Source organism: Pantoea sp. CS_6, assembly GCF_041954745.1.
Classification (GTDB): Bacteria; Pseudomonadota; Gammaproteobacteria; order Enterobacterales; family Enterobacteriaceae; genus Pantoea; species Pantoea stewartii.
In genome coordinates this window covers 156,760-172,424 of the sequence record NZ_JAVAYG010000010.1, presented here as the reverse complement: position 1 = coordinate 172,424, position 15,665 = coordinate 156,760, and the positions used below count along the sequence as shown (strand labels likewise).

Annotated in this window: 14 protein-coding genes; 6 read left to right on the top strand and 8 right to left on the bottom strand. The window is 55.2% G+C overall.

Going from position 1 to position 15,665, the window contains the following annotated elements:
• The first annotated feature begins 10 nt into the window (after nucleotides 1–10).
• Both kdpD and RAC90_RS16125 read left to right on the top strand, forming a co-directional pair.
• The gene (kdpD, locus tag RAC90_RS16130; protein ID WP_375124548.1) at nucleotides 11–2,686 is read left to right on the top strand and encodes a two-component system sensor histidine kinase KdpD; all 2,676 of its coding nucleotides are present in this window, start codon (nucleotides 11–13) and stop codon (nucleotides 2,684–2,686) included.
• 54 nt (nucleotides 2,687–2,740) lie between these two features.
• Nucleotides 2,741–3,244, top strand: coding sequence for a TIGR00645 family protein (locus tag RAC90_RS16125; RefSeq protein ID WP_006121131.1), 504 nt, complete (start codon nucleotides 2,741–2,743; stop codon nucleotides 3,242–3,244).
• Between the two features lie 60 nt (nucleotides 3,245–3,304).
• Here the strand turns inward: RAC90_RS16125 and RAC90_RS16120 are convergent, their stop codons facing one another.
• Nucleotides 3,305–4,237: a LysR family transcriptional regulator gene (locus RAC90_RS16120; protein ID WP_367143556.1), complete on the bottom strand. Its 933-nt coding sequence runs from the start codon at nucleotides 4,235–4,237 to the stop codon at nucleotides 3,305–3,307.
• A gap of 94 nt (nucleotides 4,238–4,331) precedes the next feature.
• On the opposite strand from RAC90_RS16120, the gene RAC90_RS16115 reads away from it, so the two are divergent.
• From RAC90_RS16115 to RAC90_RS16100, 4 genes are all read left to right on the top strand, one after another.
• Nucleotides 4,332–5,540, top strand: a complete 1,209-nt coding sequence (locus tag RAC90_RS16115) for an MFS transporter (protein ID WP_375124547.1) — start codon at nucleotides 4,332–4,334, stop codon at nucleotides 5,538–5,540.
• A 61-nt stretch (nucleotides 5,541–5,601) separates the two neighbouring features.
• Nucleotides 5,602–6,945, top strand: a complete 1,344-nt coding sequence (locus RAC90_RS16110) for a sodium:proton antiporter (protein WP_006121128.1) — start codon at nucleotides 5,602–5,604, stop codon at nucleotides 6,943–6,945.
• 30 nt (nucleotides 6,946–6,975) lie between these two features.
• Nucleotides 6,976–7,314: a hypothetical protein gene (locus tag RAC90_RS16105; RefSeq protein WP_006121127.1), complete on the top strand. Its 339-nt coding sequence runs from the start codon at nucleotides 6,976–6,978 to the stop codon at nucleotides 7,312–7,314.
• A gap of 170 nt (nucleotides 7,315–7,484) precedes the next feature.
• Nucleotides 7,485–8,423 (top strand): alpha/beta hydrolase, encoded by a 939-nt coding sequence (locus RAC90_RS16100; protein ID WP_006121126.1) that lies wholly within the window; start codon nucleotides 7,485–7,487, stop codon nucleotides 8,421–8,423.
• 117 nt (nucleotides 8,424–8,540) lie between these two features.
• Here the strand turns inward: RAC90_RS16100 and RAC90_RS16095 are convergent, their stop codons facing one another.
• From RAC90_RS16095 to RAC90_RS16065, 7 genes are all read right to left on the bottom strand, one after another.
• Complete coding sequence (locus RAC90_RS16095) at nucleotides 8,541–9,620, bottom strand: porin (protein WP_050504762.1); 1,080 nt, start codon at nucleotides 9,618–9,620, stop codon at nucleotides 8,541–8,543.
• A 190-nt stretch (nucleotides 9,621–9,810) separates the two neighbouring features.
• Nucleotides 9,811–10,557, bottom strand: a complete 747-nt coding sequence (locus RAC90_RS16090; RefSeq protein WP_375124545.1) for a glycerophosphodiester phosphodiesterase family protein — start codon at nucleotides 10,555–10,557, stop codon at nucleotides 9,811–9,813.
• Nucleotides 10,558–10,594: 37 nt separating this feature from the next.
• Nucleotides 10,595–11,698: an extracellular solute-binding protein gene (locus tag RAC90_RS16085; protein WP_033738282.1), complete on the bottom strand. Its 1,104-nt coding sequence runs from the start codon at nucleotides 11,696–11,698 to the stop codon at nucleotides 10,595–10,597.
• A 31-nt stretch (nucleotides 11,699–11,729) separates the two neighbouring features.
• Nucleotides 11,730–12,566 (bottom strand): ABC transporter permease, encoded by an 837-nt coding sequence (locus tag RAC90_RS16080; protein WP_006121122.1) that lies wholly within the window; start codon nucleotides 12,564–12,566, stop codon nucleotides 11,730–11,732.
• Nucleotides 12,566–13,432 (bottom strand): ABC transporter permease, encoded by an 867-nt coding sequence (locus RAC90_RS16075; protein ID WP_006121120.1) that lies wholly within the window; start codon nucleotides 13,430–13,432, stop codon nucleotides 12,566–12,568. Before RAC90_RS16075 ends, RAC90_RS16080 begins: the two co-directional genes overlap by 1 nt.
• Complete coding sequence (locus tag RAC90_RS16070) at nucleotides 13,429–14,529, bottom strand: ABC transporter ATP-binding protein (protein WP_375124544.1); 1,101 nt, start codon at nucleotides 14,527–14,529, stop codon at nucleotides 13,429–13,431. Before RAC90_RS16070 ends, RAC90_RS16075 begins: the two co-directional genes overlap by 4 nt.
• A 291-nt stretch (nucleotides 14,530–14,820) precedes the next feature.
• Nucleotides 14,821–15,594, bottom strand: a complete 774-nt coding sequence (locus RAC90_RS16065) for an inositol monophosphatase family protein (RefSeq protein WP_375124543.1) — start codon at nucleotides 15,592–15,594, stop codon at nucleotides 14,821–14,823.
• Nucleotides 15,595–15,665 lie beyond the last annotated feature (71 nt).

Sequence of the window (15,665 nt, the reverse complement as noted above, 5' to 3'; positions counted from 1 at the left end):
AAAGGACGCTATGAATCACGAACCGCTGCGCCCCGATCCGGATGCGCTGTTACAGGCCAACAGTGACAGCCATCGCGGTAAGCTCAAGATCTATTTTGGTGCCTGTGCGGGGGTAGGGAAAACCTACGCCATGCTGCAGGAGGCGCAGCGGCTCCGTGCCCAGGGACTCGACGTGCTGGTCGGCGTGGTGGAAACCCACGAGCGGCCGGAAACGGCCCAGCTTCTTAACGGACTGGTGGTGCTGCCGCGTCGCGCTACCGGCCGATCCCGCCATGCTGAATTCGATCTGGATGCCGCGCTGGCACGTCATCCGGCGGTCATCCTGATGGATGAACTGGCTCATACCAACGTGAAAGGCTCGCGACATCCCAAACGCTGGCAGGATATTGAAGAACTGCTGGATGCGGGCATCGATGTGCTGACCACAGTGAACGTTCAGCACCTGGAAAGCCTGAATGATGTGGTCGGCGGCGTTACCGGCATTCAGGTGCGTGAAACCTTACCAGACCCGTTTTTTGACAGCGCCGATGAAGTGGTGCTGGTGGATCTGCCGCCTGACGATCTCCGGCAACGTCTGAAAGAGGGCAAGGTCTACATTGGCGATCGCGCCGAGCGGGCCATCGAAAATTTCTTCCGCAAAGGCAACCTGTTTGCGCTTCGTGAGCTGGCACTGCGCCGCACGGCCGATCGGGTAGACGACCAGATGCGCGCCTGGCGCGACAGCCAGGGACGGGACAAGGTCTGGCACACGCGCGACGCGATTTTGCTCTGTATCGGAGACGATACGGGCAGCGAGAAACTGGTTCGTACGGCGGCACGGCTGGCCGCCCGGCTCGGCAGCGAATGGCATGCTGTCTATGTTGAAACGCCGCGCCTCAACCGCTTACCGGAGGCCCGTCGCCGCGCCATTTTGCGGACGCTCAAACTGGCGCAGGAGATGGGCGCGGAAACGGCAACGCTCTCCGATCCCGACGACGCTCAGGCGGTGCTACGCTACGCGCGGGAACACGATCTGGGCAAGATTGTGACCGGACGGCGTCCCGTGCGACGCTGGCGACGCGACAGTTTTGCTGAGCGGCTGGGGCAACTGGGCCCGGATCTGGATTTGCTGGTAGTGGCACTCAATGAGCCCATGCAGGATGCGCCGCATCCCTTAGCCAGCGAACGGGTTAACAGCGACAAATGGCGCATGCAGTTGCGCGGCGTCATGATGGCGCTGGTGCTGTGTATTCTGGTCACCGCCGCCGGACAATCGGTGCTGATCAGCTTTGATCCGGCCAACTGCGTGATGATCTACCTGCTGGCGGTGGTGATCGTGGCCCTGCGTTATGGCCGATGGCCATCCGTGATCGCCACAGTCATCAACATCATTGCCTTTGATCTGTTTTTTGTGGCACCGAAAGGCACGATTGCCGTCTCCGATTTACAGTACCTGGTGACCTTTGGCGTAATGCTGGCGGTCGGCGTGATCGTGGGTAACCTGACGGCGGGCGTGCGCTACCAGGCGCGCGTCGCGCGTTATCGCGAACAGCGCACCCGGCAACTGTATGAAATGGCTAAATCGTTGGGCAGCGGTCTGACACCCGAGGATATCGCGGCCACCAGTCAGCGCGTGCTCGACGCCACATTGCAGGCCCGATCCCTGCTGCTGCTGCCGGATGAGCAGGGCGAGCTGCAAACCCTGGGCAACGCGCTGCCGGGAAATGAACCGGACTGGGCTATCGCCAAATGGAGCTACAGCAAAGGCCAGCCAGCCGGCGCAGGCACAGACACGTTACCGGCCGTGCCCTACCAGATTCTGCCGCTGAAGGTAGGAGAATCCTGTCGCGGACTGCTGGTCGTCGAGCCAGAAAACGTGCGCCAGTTGATGATTCCCGAACAGCAGCGGCTGTTAGAAACCTTCACCGTCCTGATTGCGAACGCGCTGGAACGTCTGGCGCTGTCGCAGAGTGAAGCGGCTTCGCGGCTGGCCGCCGAGCGTGAACAGTTACGCAATGCCCTGTTGTCGGCGCTGTCTCACGATTTACGCACGCCCTTAACCGTGCTGTTTGGTCAGGCGGAAATGCTGATGCTCGACCTGGCCAGTGATAATTCAAAATATGTGCCCCAGGCCAGCCAGATTCGCGAACAGACCCTGAGCACGATTCGTCTGGTCAGCAATATGCTGGATATGGCGCGTATTCAGTCCGGCGGTCTGAATTTACGGGAAGAGTGGCTGGCTCTCGAAGAGGTGATCGGCGGGGCGCTCAGTAGCATGGCACCGTCGCTGAAAGGAAAGGCGGTCGAACTCGATCTGCCTGCGGATATCGTCCTGATTAAGGGAGACAGCACCTTGCTGGAGCGGGTGTTTACCAACCTGATCGAAAACAGCCTCAAATACGCCGGTAACTGCGCGCCGCGCGGGATCCGCGCCTGGTGTGATCATGCCCGCCTGGAAATTGCCGTCTGGGATGGCGGTCCGGGCATCGCGGAACAGGACATGACCCGTATTTTTGATAAGTTTTCGCGTGGCGACAAAGAGTCGGCCGTGCCAGGCGTCGGACTGGGACTGGCCATTTGTAAAACCATCATTGAGAGTCACGGCGGTCAGATCTGGGCGGAAAATCGCCCGGAAGGTGGGGCCTGTTTCCGCCTTTCTTTACCCTTGCCGCCCGCACCTGAAATTTCTCCTGAAGGGCTGAAATAACTTCACAGATGATCGGTTATAATGCGCGACTTTACTGCTTATGACTGGGAAATTATGGAACGTTTTACCGAAAACCTGATGTATGCATCGCGCTGGCTGTTGGCTCCCGTTTACATTGGACTTTCGCTGGGATTACTGGCACTGACCATCAAATTTTTCCAGGAAATTGTTCACCTGTTGCCCAACATTTTTAGCATTGCAGAAAACGATCTGATCCTGCTGTTGCTGTCACTGGTGGACATGACGCTGGTCGGCGGGTTGCTCGTGATGGTGATGCTGTCTGGCTATGAAAACTTTGTCTCCAAACTCGATATTGATGAGGGCAAAGAGAAGCTGAGCTGGCTGGGTAAGATGGATTCCGGCTCGCTGAAAAACAAAGTGGCGGCGTCGATTGTGGCTATCTCCTCCATCCACCTGCTGCGGGTGTTTATGGACGCGCGCAATGTCGAAAATGATAAGCTGATGTGGTACGTGATCATCCATCTGACCTTCGTTTTGTCGGCCTTTGTGATGGGCTGGCTGGACAGCATGTCGCGGGCAGAGAAGAAAAACGTGTAACCGACGGCACGCGTTATCCGCGCCGGCGACTGACGTCGCTTTTCCCGCGAGATGCCGGCGTCAGCCTGACGCCGGCCGTGCCCCCGCCAGATGAGGCAACACCGCCTTGATCATGGCAAAAAACGCAGTCAGCCGGGCAGGATAATAGCTCGCCCAGGGATAGGTCAGCCATACCGGTAACGCCGGAGCCTGCCATTCCGGCATGAGCTGGACCAGCCTGCCCTCTGCTAAATCCTCTTGTATCACCCACGACGAGACGATGGCGGCCCCCAGGCCCGCCAGCGCGGCTTTGCGTACCGCATAGAGGCTGTCGCTGCTTAAAACAGGGGCGATCGGCAGATTCACCGGTTCACCTTTGTCCTGATGCTGTAACGCGATTTCGTTACGGTAGAAGCTGGTTAACGCGAGCCAGGGCAACGCGCCCAGCTGTTCGACCCGGGTGATCGGTGCATGCTGCCGGAGCAGCTCAGGGGCCGCGACAACAATGCGCGGCACTTCGGCCAGCAGCACCGCCACGACCGAAGGATCGGTAGGCGCGCCGACCTGAATGGCGCAGTCAACGTTCTCGGCCACAAAATCGGGTGTTCTGTCGTTAAGCATCCACTCAATGCGTAAACGGGGATAGCGGCGCATAAAGTCCACCAGCGGGGCGACCAGTTGATCCTGACCAAATGCATGCGGCGCGCGTACCCGCAGTGTCCCGACGGGATCGCTACCTGCGCCGGTTAAATCGTCTTCCAGCGCATGCCAGGTGGCGAGCAGTTGCCGTGCCTGTGCATAACAGCGTTCGCCATCATCGGTGAGCTTGAGCGCGTGCGTCGTGCGCAGTATCAGCTTCACGCCGAGCCCGTGCTCAAGCGCCTGCAACCGACGGCTGATAGTGGGCTGCGTTGTGCCAAGTTGCACTGCGGCGGCAGACAAACTGCCGCTTTCGACAATGCGAATAAAGGTATGCATCAATGCGATACGATCGTTATTGCTGAAATTGATCATGCGCCCCACGTATAACCGTTTTGTTTTTTATCAGTCTACCGCGTATGCCAAAAACAGGCTTTACTTGCCACACGCTTTTTTCGAGGATTTCACTATGACAGTGGTACACAACCTGAACCGGCATTCAACTGAGCGCCTGCCTGCGCCCCTTGTTTTTACGTTAGCAACCGGTGCGGGTCTGAGCGTGGCATCGATTTACTACAGTCAGCCCATGCTCGACATCATCAGCAAGCAGTTCCAGATAAGCGTTGGCAGCGTCGGTATGGTGCCCATGTTAACCCAGGCGGGTTATGCGCTGGGGATCCTGCTGCTGGCCCCGCTCGGCGATCGCCACGATCGTCGCACCATTATTTTGATCAAAGGGTTACTGCTAGTCATGGCGCTTCTGCTGTGTGGCTTTTCCGGCGGCATCAGCGCACTGCTTATCGCCAGTTTTATCACCGGCCTGACGGCGACCGTGGCACAGGACATTGTTCCGGCGTCGGCCGCGCTCGCCCCGGTGGCCAGCCGGGGTAAAACGGTTGGCACGGTGATGACGGGTTTACTGGTCGGCATTTTATTATCCCGTGTCGTTAGCGGTGTGGTGGCGGAGTATTTTGGCTGGCGCACCATGTACATGATTGCGGCTGTGGCCGTGTTGCTGATCAGCCTGACGCTGTGGCGCGTACTGCCACGCTTTGCGCCGGGTACGTCGGTAAGCTATCCCCGCCTGCTGTTGTCACTGGTGCACTTATGGCGTGCGCATCAAACCCTGCGGCGTGCGGCGCTGGCACAGGGACTGCTCTCCGTGAGTTTTAGTGCATTCTGGTCAACGCTGGCGATCATGCTTAGCGACCGCTTCCATTTTGACAGTGCCATTGCCGGTGCTTTTGGCCTGGCAGGGGCGGCAGGCGCGCTGGCGGCGCCGCTGGCCGGGAACGTGGCGGATCGTATTGGCCCGGCGCGCGTCACCCAGTTTGGTGCCGGTCTGGTGACGCTCTCTTTCGCGCTGATGTTTTTACTGCCTTTCCTGCCGCTGTCAGCTCAACTGGCCGTCATTATTATCAGCACAATAGGTTTTGACTTAGGCGTGCAGGCGACCCTGGTGGCCCATCAGACATTGATTTACGGTCTGGTTCCCGAGGCGCGTAGCCGGCTAAATGCCCTGCTGTTTACCGTGGTGTTTATCGGTATGGCCAGCGGGGCGGCACTGGGTAGCCTGGCGTTGGCGAACTGGGGCTGGAATGGCGTTGTCGTGTTATCCACCGTTGCCGCCGCTGTCAGCCTGTTGATCCGCCTCGCCAGTCGTCACCTCAGGGACTGATTCTTCCGCCCGCCAGCAAATGTGCCAGGCTTAGTCATAAACTCAATTAAAACGGTGCGTTATGAACTTCATTGCCTGGACAGCTGCGACGGGCTGTCTGCTGTTATTAATGTCGCTGGCATCAGGGTGGATCCACCGCGGCCCCGTGACCTCTTTTGGTCTTTTTTTATTAACCGGGATCGCCTGTGGGCCGTGGGGATTTGATGTGATTGAAATCGATATCCTCCGCCACGCTGAACTGGTCGCGCATATTACCGAGATAACGATGGCCGCGTCGCTGTTCATCACCGGGCTCAAGCTGCGTCTGCCGCTGAAAGCCAGGCAATGGCGCGCGGGCAGCCTGCTGGCGTTTCCGGCCATGTTGTTGACGGTCGCCGCAATGACGCTGCTGTCTCACTGGCTGGTGGGGCTGTCGTGGCCGATTGCGCTGGCCTTTGGTGCCATTGTTGCGCCCACCGATCCTGTGCTGGCCAGCCTGATTTCCGTCAGCGATGCGCAGGACGATGATGCCCTGCGCGTTGCGATATCGAGTGAGGCGGGCATGAATGATGGTTCGGCGCTGCCGTTACTCATTCTGGCCCTGTTGCTGTTTAACGGTGAAAGTCTGGGCACGGGCATGCTGGCACGCTGGGCAGCCATTGATGTGGTGTGGGCCATTGGCGGCGGCATTCTGCTGGGGTTTGGTCTGGGGCGGTTAGTCGGCCTGCTGGCCGCACGGCTTCGTCATGCGCATGGTGATGTCGCACCCAATGACTTTCTGGCGCTGGCGCTCATTGCGTTGAGCTATGCCCTTGCTGAATCGCTGGGCGCGTCGGGCTTTCTGGCTACCTTTGCGGCAGGCCTGGGATTACGTCGGGCTGAACTGGGTGTGTTCAAACGTTATCAGCCTGATGATATGCCGGATGACGATCGGGTGCTGCCTGCGGAAGCACTGGTCAATCCCAACCAGCGTTTACAGCAACACGGTAGCGGTATGGTGAAATCGGTCGGTTTAGTGGTAGGCGACGCGCTGTCTTTTGGCGATACTATTGAGCGTTTACTGGCGGCCACAATGATGGTGGTCCTCGGCGTGACGCTGGCCCATCACTGGAACATGCAGGGCGTGATGCTCGGCCTGTTGCTGTTTGTGGTCGTCCGGCCACTCGCCGTATGGCTGGTCACGCTGCGCTGCGGCGTATCGCTTCCTCACCGTTTGCTCATCGGCTGGCTGGGGATTCGCGGTATAGGTAGTCTTAATTATATTGCGTTTGCCTGGGTCCATGGTATGGGCGGCTCGCAGGCAACGATGATGGTTGATATGGCGCTGACGCTGGTGGTATGCAGCATCGTGGTGCACGGCGTGTCGGTAACGCCGCTGCTAAACTGGCGCCAGGCCCGACTGGATGCAAAGCAGCGCCAGTCATGAAAGTGGGTTAACTGATAACAGGAGAAGACGATGAAGATATCTCAGATACTGTTGCTGAGCGTACTGGCCTCTGGCAGTGCGCTGGCGGCAGACGACACGGAACAAAGTGCTTACGCCAGCCAGCTGTGTCACATCGTGAGCAGTGAAAAAAGCGTATCGACAGCCGATCAGTATGTCGAAAAAATGAAATCCAGCGTCGCAGGATCGCAGTCCTCTTCCGCCTTCAATAAACCTGAATTTGACGAGGAACTGGCGAATGAAGTCGCCAGCGCATGGCTGCAACTGGGTGACGAAGAGCGCGCTAAACTGCGTAAAAATACGCAGCAGTGTGAGCAAACGGTGATGACGCAGTTCCAGCAGGAAGATTAACCGCAGTTAAATCGTCAATAAACGCGCTAAAATGGCGCGTTTTTTAATGGATTTTCATGCCCGATTGCGTACATAATCGCCAGCGTCTTCACCAAACGTGCGATACATAATAAAAACGCAGCGGACCGACAGGGCCGTCTGACCTTTCTGGCATAGATTTAACAGGCATCATGATTACGCGTCGACGCTTTATTTTCGGCACAGGAGCGCTTGCGCTTTCACTGGCTACCAGCAAACTGTTTGCCCGCGATGATATTATTCCCCTCTGGCCGGACGAACCGCCCGGCGGTGGCGGCCCTGGCGGAAAATTACGTGTTGATGCATGGGGCTCCTGGTCGAATATCGTCAGCCCGGCGATTCAGCGTTTCAGACCTGAAAACCCCAACGGTGAAGCGGTGCTCATCGCGGCAGGCGGCGGCTACCGCTGGATCGGTATGGGACGTGAAGCCTGGCCCGTTGCACACTGGTTAAATGCCAACGGCTATACCGCCTATGTTCTCAGCTACCGTTTGCCGCGTGAAAAGTGGCAGGCCGGAAATCTGGCGCCTTTACAGGATGCCCAGCGCGCGCTGCGTCTGCTTCGCTCATTCGAACGAAAAGTGCATGTATTAGGATTTTCGGCCGGTGGGCATTTGCTGGGGATGGCGGCGGCGCGTCCGGACTTTCAGTCCTATCCCCCCATTGACAGAGTGGATCAGGAAATCCCCAAAGCGGACAGTGTCGGGCTGATTTATCCGGTCATTACCCTGGAAGCCCCTTATCAACATACCAATACACATCTGATGATGGTCGGTAATGATGCCAGCCCACAGGAAGAAGCCAGTTGGTCTGTGCAAAATTATGTCACGCACGCTTATCCGCCCACCTTCCTGGCGCAGGCCGGTGACGACCACACTTCGAAACCCTTTAACACGCAGTTAATGCGCGATACCTGTCGCCGCAATCGCGTGCCGGTTCAGTTGATTCAGCTTTCCAGCGGCGGGCATGGTTTTGGCCTGGGTAAAGCGGGCACGCCGGCTGCGCTGTGGGATCAGGCCTATGTGAAATGGCTGGAAAACCTTGATCAGAACCCCTCACCGTTGACGCATCGGTCTGCCACTGTCCTTTAGTTATCCTGGCGACGCCGGTCATAAAAAAAGCCGGCAGTTGCCGGCCTCGCTAAAACAGCGATTCTCAGGATTGAAGCGACACAGGGCAAAGCATGTGATAAAGCACGGTCACTGCGATTAAAACTGATAGGTCAGGCCCATCCCGACGCTGTCTTTCGTAGTGATACCGGTAGCACGAGTAAAGTCATTATCTTTCAACAGGTTAATGCGGTAATCCACATAGGTCAGCATGTTCTTGTTGAAGTAGTAATAGGTGCCCACCGCAATATATTTCTGCATGGTCTGGCTTCCACCGGCAAAGTTGCCTGCGCCTTGCAGGTTTTCCCCACGCTGCGTGACAAAACCAATGGAAGGGCGTAAGCCGTTGAGGAACTGATATTGCGCAATGGCTTCGAAGTTATGCGTCTTATCAGCAATCTGCGACAGCTGGCCGTACGGGGTCACATCGTTGGCCTCACCGTACATCGCGGCAAGGTAGATTTGGTTCGCATCGTATTTGGCCGAGGTCACCCATGCCGTCGCATCGTCACCCTGACCGTCAGCTTGCTGTGTCAGCGTACGATTGGCTTTCATACCGGCCGCAGCAATGCTCAAACCATCGGTAATGCTGTAGGTCACACCGGCACCGTAGCCGTCGCCGTTTGCCAGCTTAGCGGTTGAGCGGTCGTTTTTCCCCTGATACTGAAGAATGACCTTCAGGCCGTTCCAGTCTGGCGAGTGCCAGGTGGCCAGGCCGGTTGAGCGTTTTGACAGGAAGTTGTCGTTGGTGGTCATGGTGCCGGAACCGTAAATCGGTGCCATATCGGTGTAAGCCGATGCGGTATACAGCACGCCAAAGCTGCGGCCGTAATCGAATGAGCCAAAGTCAGCCAGTTTCAGACCTGCAAAACCCAGACGCGTCGCATTCCCGGTTTGTGCGTCAGTGCCGCCTTCGCTGTGGTTCAGCTGGAAGTTATATTCCCATTGACCATAGCCTGTCAGCTGATCGTTAATTTGGGTTTCACCTTTAAAACCCAGGCGCGCATAAGAGTTATCACCATCTTCGGCGGTATTGTCCGAAAAGACATGACGCGCATCGACTTTACCGTACAGATCAAGTTTATTACCGTTTTTATTATAAATTTCAGCGGAGCATGCAGAAAATGAGATCAGCAAACACAGTGCATGCGGCGCGCATATTTTTATTTTACGTTGCATATCATCTACCCTTTAATGTTGGTGAAGCATGAGGTTTATTTCCGCACAAGGCGGCATTGTTCAAAAATGTCAGTTTCGTTATGACGAAATAATTAAAAGCGTTACGTGGCTACATCATGTGGCCGTATTTTTATGGTTTTCCCTGGTGTTGATTATCAGGGCGCATAACGCCTTGATAATGTATTTATTATTAAATGGCTAAATCAGGTATATCGCTCAATATCGTTTGCGCGCCACTGTGTAAATATTTACGGGCGACAGCAGGGTCATTAATTGTGGCAATCGCAAATTCAATACCGGAATCGGCCAGGCGTTTCAGGTCGTCATCCGTCGCAAAGTCCGCCAGGAAGTGCAGGATCTGACAGCCGGTTCTGGCCAGTAATGCCACAGGATCTCTGGGAGGAACGCACACGGCCAGTCCACGCGGGACGTCAGGCATGATCCTTTCCGCAACCTTCAGCGAGAGCTCAGAAAAGCTGCTGATAAAGAGCTTCTTTTCATCCGCAGGCCACAGCGATTTCAGCTGCGTAATGGCAATTTCCGCAGTTTCAATTTCCTGACCTGACGTTGGTTTGATCTCCAGCTGAAGGCCAATACCTTTATCCAGCACAAATCCCACGGTTTCTGCCAGTGTAGGGACTTTAACGCCTTTGAACAGGTGGCCATAACAGACGCCCGCATCCAGCGACCGGATTTGGTCCAGGGTTAAATTGGCGACATAGCCGGTGCCATTTGTTGTCCGATCCACCGCGTCATCGTGAATGATGACCGGGTGCCTGTCTTTGGTCAGTTTGACATCCACCTCTATCCACGTCGCGCCATGCTCAACGGCCGCCTGAAAAGAAGGCAGTGTATTTTCTGGTGCCAGCAGAGGCGCACCACGATGTGCAATCAGGCGGGAATTCACTACGCGTACAGGGTGTTTTTTTGTCGGCATGCTCAGCGTTACCTTCTGTTGTCGGGTTAGCACAGGCTTACTTAAGTAAGACCTGGTTAGAAAATTCGGTTCTGACTTCGTCGCCCAGCGGTTTAGGCATGAACTGGGTGCCATGAACACGTTCTTTGCTGTTGATCAGACCAGCATCGCGATTCACTTCTTTATTTTGTGGCGTAATGCCATAAACCTGTTGAAACAGCCTTTGTGTCGTGGGCAGCGTCAGCCAGTGGATAAACAGCAATGCTGCCGCTTTGTGTGGCGCATTCTTGGGAATCGCCACCATATTTCCGCCGCCGGGCATGCCAAAATCGGGGATGTAGAGTCGGATGGTTTTGGGGACTTCGCCGTGGTTTTCTAAGCCCACCAGATAGTCTTCCCAGGCGGGGACCAGCAGAAACTCACCGCTCACCAGTCGCGTTACGCTGTCGGCGTTAGAGGCGGTAATGATGTAATCAGGACGCAGTTGTTTGAACCAGTTCCAGGCCGGTTGTAAGGCCGTCAGGCTTTTTACATCCGCATCGCCTTTAGTGAAATCAAAGCCAGGCACCAGCGTACGCGTGACAGATTCAATAAACGCCGGACCGGAACCGCCGTTTTCCACGTTAAAGCCAAACTCCTGAGGATGAGTCTGCAGGAAGGTGGTGAGCTGCGGCAGGGTACGGGGCAACTCGCTTTCTTTCATGCGGCGCGAATCGTAGGCCAGGCCCGTCTGATTGCCCCAAAATGCCACGCCATAACCTTTACTGTCCGTACCCTCAATGGTGTAGTTCAGGGTTTTGCCTTCCGGCAGCAGCGTATTAATCGGGCCAAAAAACGTTTGCTGAGGCGATACCGTACCGAATGCGCCTCCGCCAATCGAAAACACATCAATATCGCCTGTTTCCCGTCCCCGGTCAGCCATGAGTTTATTAATATTGCCTTGCAGCGGACCTTCAGAGATCGTAACAGCAATACCGTACTGTTTTTCAAACAGGCTGACCTGCTCTTTAAGACGATCCTGGTAATACCATTGGTACCAGGTTAATTTCCCTTCTTTTTTAGCCTCGTCAACAATATGTTGCCAGTCCATTTGTGTAATATCCTGAGCCTGAGTACAAAAAGCCCACGCAAGTAATAATAAGGTGGCAGATCGTCTGAACATGATTTTCCCCAGTTAAGCGAGTTAATAACCGTCAGCCTTTTCCAGCAAAAGCGGCGACGGGATTCTTTGTCAGTAATTTTTCAGCTATCAGCATTAAAATGACATTCGGCACGACCAGCATTAAAGAAATAACAGCGGCATTAGGTCTGATAAAGTTGTAACCCAGATAAGAATAAAGAATGGTCGGTACGGTAATAAAATCCGGCGAGCCGACAATAAAGCTAATGGCGAACTCTTCGATGGATAACGTAAAGACAATAATTAAGGCCGCAAATATGCCGGGTCTGATAGTTGGCAGGCAGGCAACTAAAAAACGATTTACTACAGACGCGCCCATATCGCGGGCGGCATCCAGGGTGTCCTGACGTATTTGAGAAAAGGAAAGGGTCAGAATCCTCACGGCATAGGGCATTAAGATGATGGTATGTCCCAGTAAAATGCCGACAAACCGACTGTGGATGCCCACCACGTTCAACAGCATGGAAAAAAACAGCGCAATCACAAAGCCGGGCACAATGAGCGGAAGCAAAATCGCATTCTGTAGCAGGGATTTACCCGTAAACGACATCCGGCCAAACGCCCAGGCCGCTGGCAGGGCCAGTAGCAACGTGAGCACAGAGACGGTTGCCGCCAGTAAATAGCTGTTCTTCAGCGCCTGCGGCAGGGCCGTGGTCGTCCAGACTTCGACCCAGCGGCCCAGGGAAAGCACGGGCGGCAGGGCATCCGGCCAGGCCCAGGGATGTGTTTTATCCACCAGGGACCACAGCACGGTCAGAATAAAGGGGATCACCAGCCACAACATGAACAGTGCGGTAATCAGGATCATCATCATGATACGCAGGGGCGACATGCTTTTTCTGGCTCTCATCATTTATGTTCTCCCACTTTTTGCAGCCACTTCGCCAAACCGGCCAGCACCACCGCACCGACAAACGCCGCCAGCATTAATATCACCGCCACCACGGCCGCAAGGTTCCAGCCCTGGGCGCTGATTTCCGGAAAGCGCAGCATGTATTGCGACAGGGAGAAAACGCTGGTGGGGCCAGCCACGACCTGGAATGAAAAGTCGCCCAATGCGCCAATGAAGATCAGGATCAGCGAGACCTGAACGGCTTTGATGGATAAGGGCAGAATGATCTGTAAAAGGCGGGCGGTTTTGCCTGCGCCCAGATCGCGGGCCGCATCAACGATTTCGTCCCCGATAGCGCGCAGGCTGCCGGTGATGATCAACAGGGCATAGGGAAGCTGTTTCCAGACCTGCAGGATAATGACACCAATGCCCCAGCGATCATTCTGCATACGGATGGGTTGCGAGATGATGCCCAGTTTGAGCAGGCCGAGGTTAATAAAGCCTTGCCAGGAAATCAGATTGATGAACAGCAGGGCGGCGACCAGCCCGTGTACCATCAACGGGGCTTTCAGTAAGCCGCTCATCAGCACAGAGCCGGGAAAGGGCTTTCTCAGCCACAGCGCCAGCGGCAGGGCCAACGCCACAGACAGGACGGCACTCACCACGCCAATTTTCAGGGAATAGCCGGTGGCGCGCCACAGCTGACTGTCGTTCAGGATGGTTTCCCAGTACTGCAGCGTAAAATGCGCAGGCGCGCCAAAGTTGAACAGTCCGACAGATTGCGCGATGGCCATAACGACGATCAGAATCAGGGTGAGCACGACGGGAGCGACCGCAGGCAGCACCAGTAACCAGGCGACTATGTTTCGGTTGTGCACTTTCATGACCAGCTTTCCTGCAAAAAGCGAATCCTGTCAGGCGCGATGGAAAAATTAACGCTATCTCCTTCCCGAATGTGATTTTTACCGACTAACTGAATATGCCACTGGTATTCCGGCTCTTCATGGTCCTTTGGGTAAACCTGTAGCTCGGACAGGTTGCCCAGAAAGCTCACGGCACCTATTTCGAAAGCACGGGTATTCATACCGGTTTCCTGTTCGCTCAGCAGAGCATCTTCCGGACGCCAGAAGGTGTATACCTTGTCGGAAAGGGGCGGAACAGGACTGTGAATGTTCATTTCACCCAGCACGCAGGAAACACGATACATTCCGGTGTGACTGTCACCGTCGATGACATGCGCTTTCATCACATTCGCCTGGCCAACAAAGCCCGCAACAAACCGGTTAACCGGCGAGTAATAAATATCTTCAGGGGTGCCGGTTTGCTCAATGCGTCCGGCGTTCATAACCACGACGACGTCAGACATGGACAGGGCTTCTGCACGGTCATGGGTCACATAGATAGCGGTAAACCCGTGTGAACGCTGCAGCTGGCGGATTTCGAGGCGGACTCTGTCGCGTAATGTGGCGTCGAGATTCGACAGCGGTTCGTCGAACAACACGATTTCGGGCCGCACAGCCAGCGCTCTGGCCAGCGCGACACGCTGCTGCTGACCGCCCGATAACTGCGCAGGCAGCTTCGGTAAGTGGGCGTTTAACGAGACCTGAGCGGCGGTTTGCGTGACGCGATCCTGTCTCTCCGCTTTGGCCATTTTCCTCTGCTTCAGCCCAAACCCAATGTTTTCGGCCACAGACAGGTGAGGGAACAGCGCATAGGACTGAAAGCACATGGCCGTATCGCGGTGCTCAGGTTTAACCTGATGCATGTCCTGCTGGTGAATCAGGACTTCCCCGCTGTCCAGGCTGTAAAAGCCCGCAATCACTTTGAGCAGCGTGGTTTTGCCACATCCAGACGGACCCAGCAGGGAAACGAACTGTCCTTTTTCGGCCTTAAGTGAAATGCCGTCCAGCGCGACAAAGTCGTCGAATCTGAGCATGGCATTATTGATTTCAAGCGTATTCACGTATGGCTGCCCCGTCATTGAAGAAATGTGTGCATCTTAATTAATGCGATGTGCATAATAATTTGATGCGGCGAAATTAGGCAATTTCAGGCAGGTTAAGAATTTATTAATTTTATAAAACCCATATTTAACATGATAATAATGAGTTGCTTTGATTTCGTACATTTACTCTGCTAACTATTATCATGCATAGTGAATAATATTGAAGGCAGAACGTTTGTCGGTCATATGAAGAAAAAAGCGGGGGAGGACAGCGCCGAAACGCTGTCCTGAAAAAACGGCAGGAAGAGAGCGCGGACTGACGGATATTCAGGCGGGGGTAAAGCGGGGGTGCGGAATAAACTGGGCGGAAAGGCGATTGAGTGCCGCGGTGCCAACACTCACATGTGTTGAACTTTTTTCCTGGCTCCCGGCCAGATGAGCATCCAGCCCTGCGGCTTTGCATAGGGCATAGCCCGCGGAAACATCCCACATACTGCTGAAGCACTCCTGATAGCCATCGACATAGCCCAGCACACTAAAGCTTAAACCGATGGTGGCACAGCGGTAGCGCACCACATTCCAGCCAGTATCCCGGTACGCTTTTTCAATGCAGAGCTGGTGGGTGAAGTCCCATGAAGGACTGTCGCCAATGGCAACGGTTTTGAGTCCCTGGGCGATTTCGGGTCGCGTAAAAGGCTGGCCGTTGAAATAAATGCCGGCCTCCTTGCCCCCGCTCAGCATGATGTTTAACACCGGATGAACAATCACCCCGATGACCGGTTTGCCGTCGATGACATAACCGACAGAAATGCCCCATAACGACGAGCCACGGAGAAAGTTACTGGTGCCATCAATCGGATCGACTGACCAGTAACGGTCACTGAGTTCGCCGCCTTGCTCTTCGCCAATGACGCGTTCATTGGGGAAATATTGCGCCAGACGTTGACGAATCAGCTTCTCAACCTCCTGATCTGCTTCACTGAACACATCCTGGGGCCTTTTTTCGCAGATTTCTAATTCACTGAGCTGCCTGAAATAATCCAGCGCCAGCTGTGATGCCTCTTGAGCAATACGTTCAATCACCTTTACGCGCGTATCCATTCTTAATCCGTTCATTTTGTGAAAGGTCCTGAGCTCGTTCGTTTACCTTGTGCTGCACAATGACTCAGCAA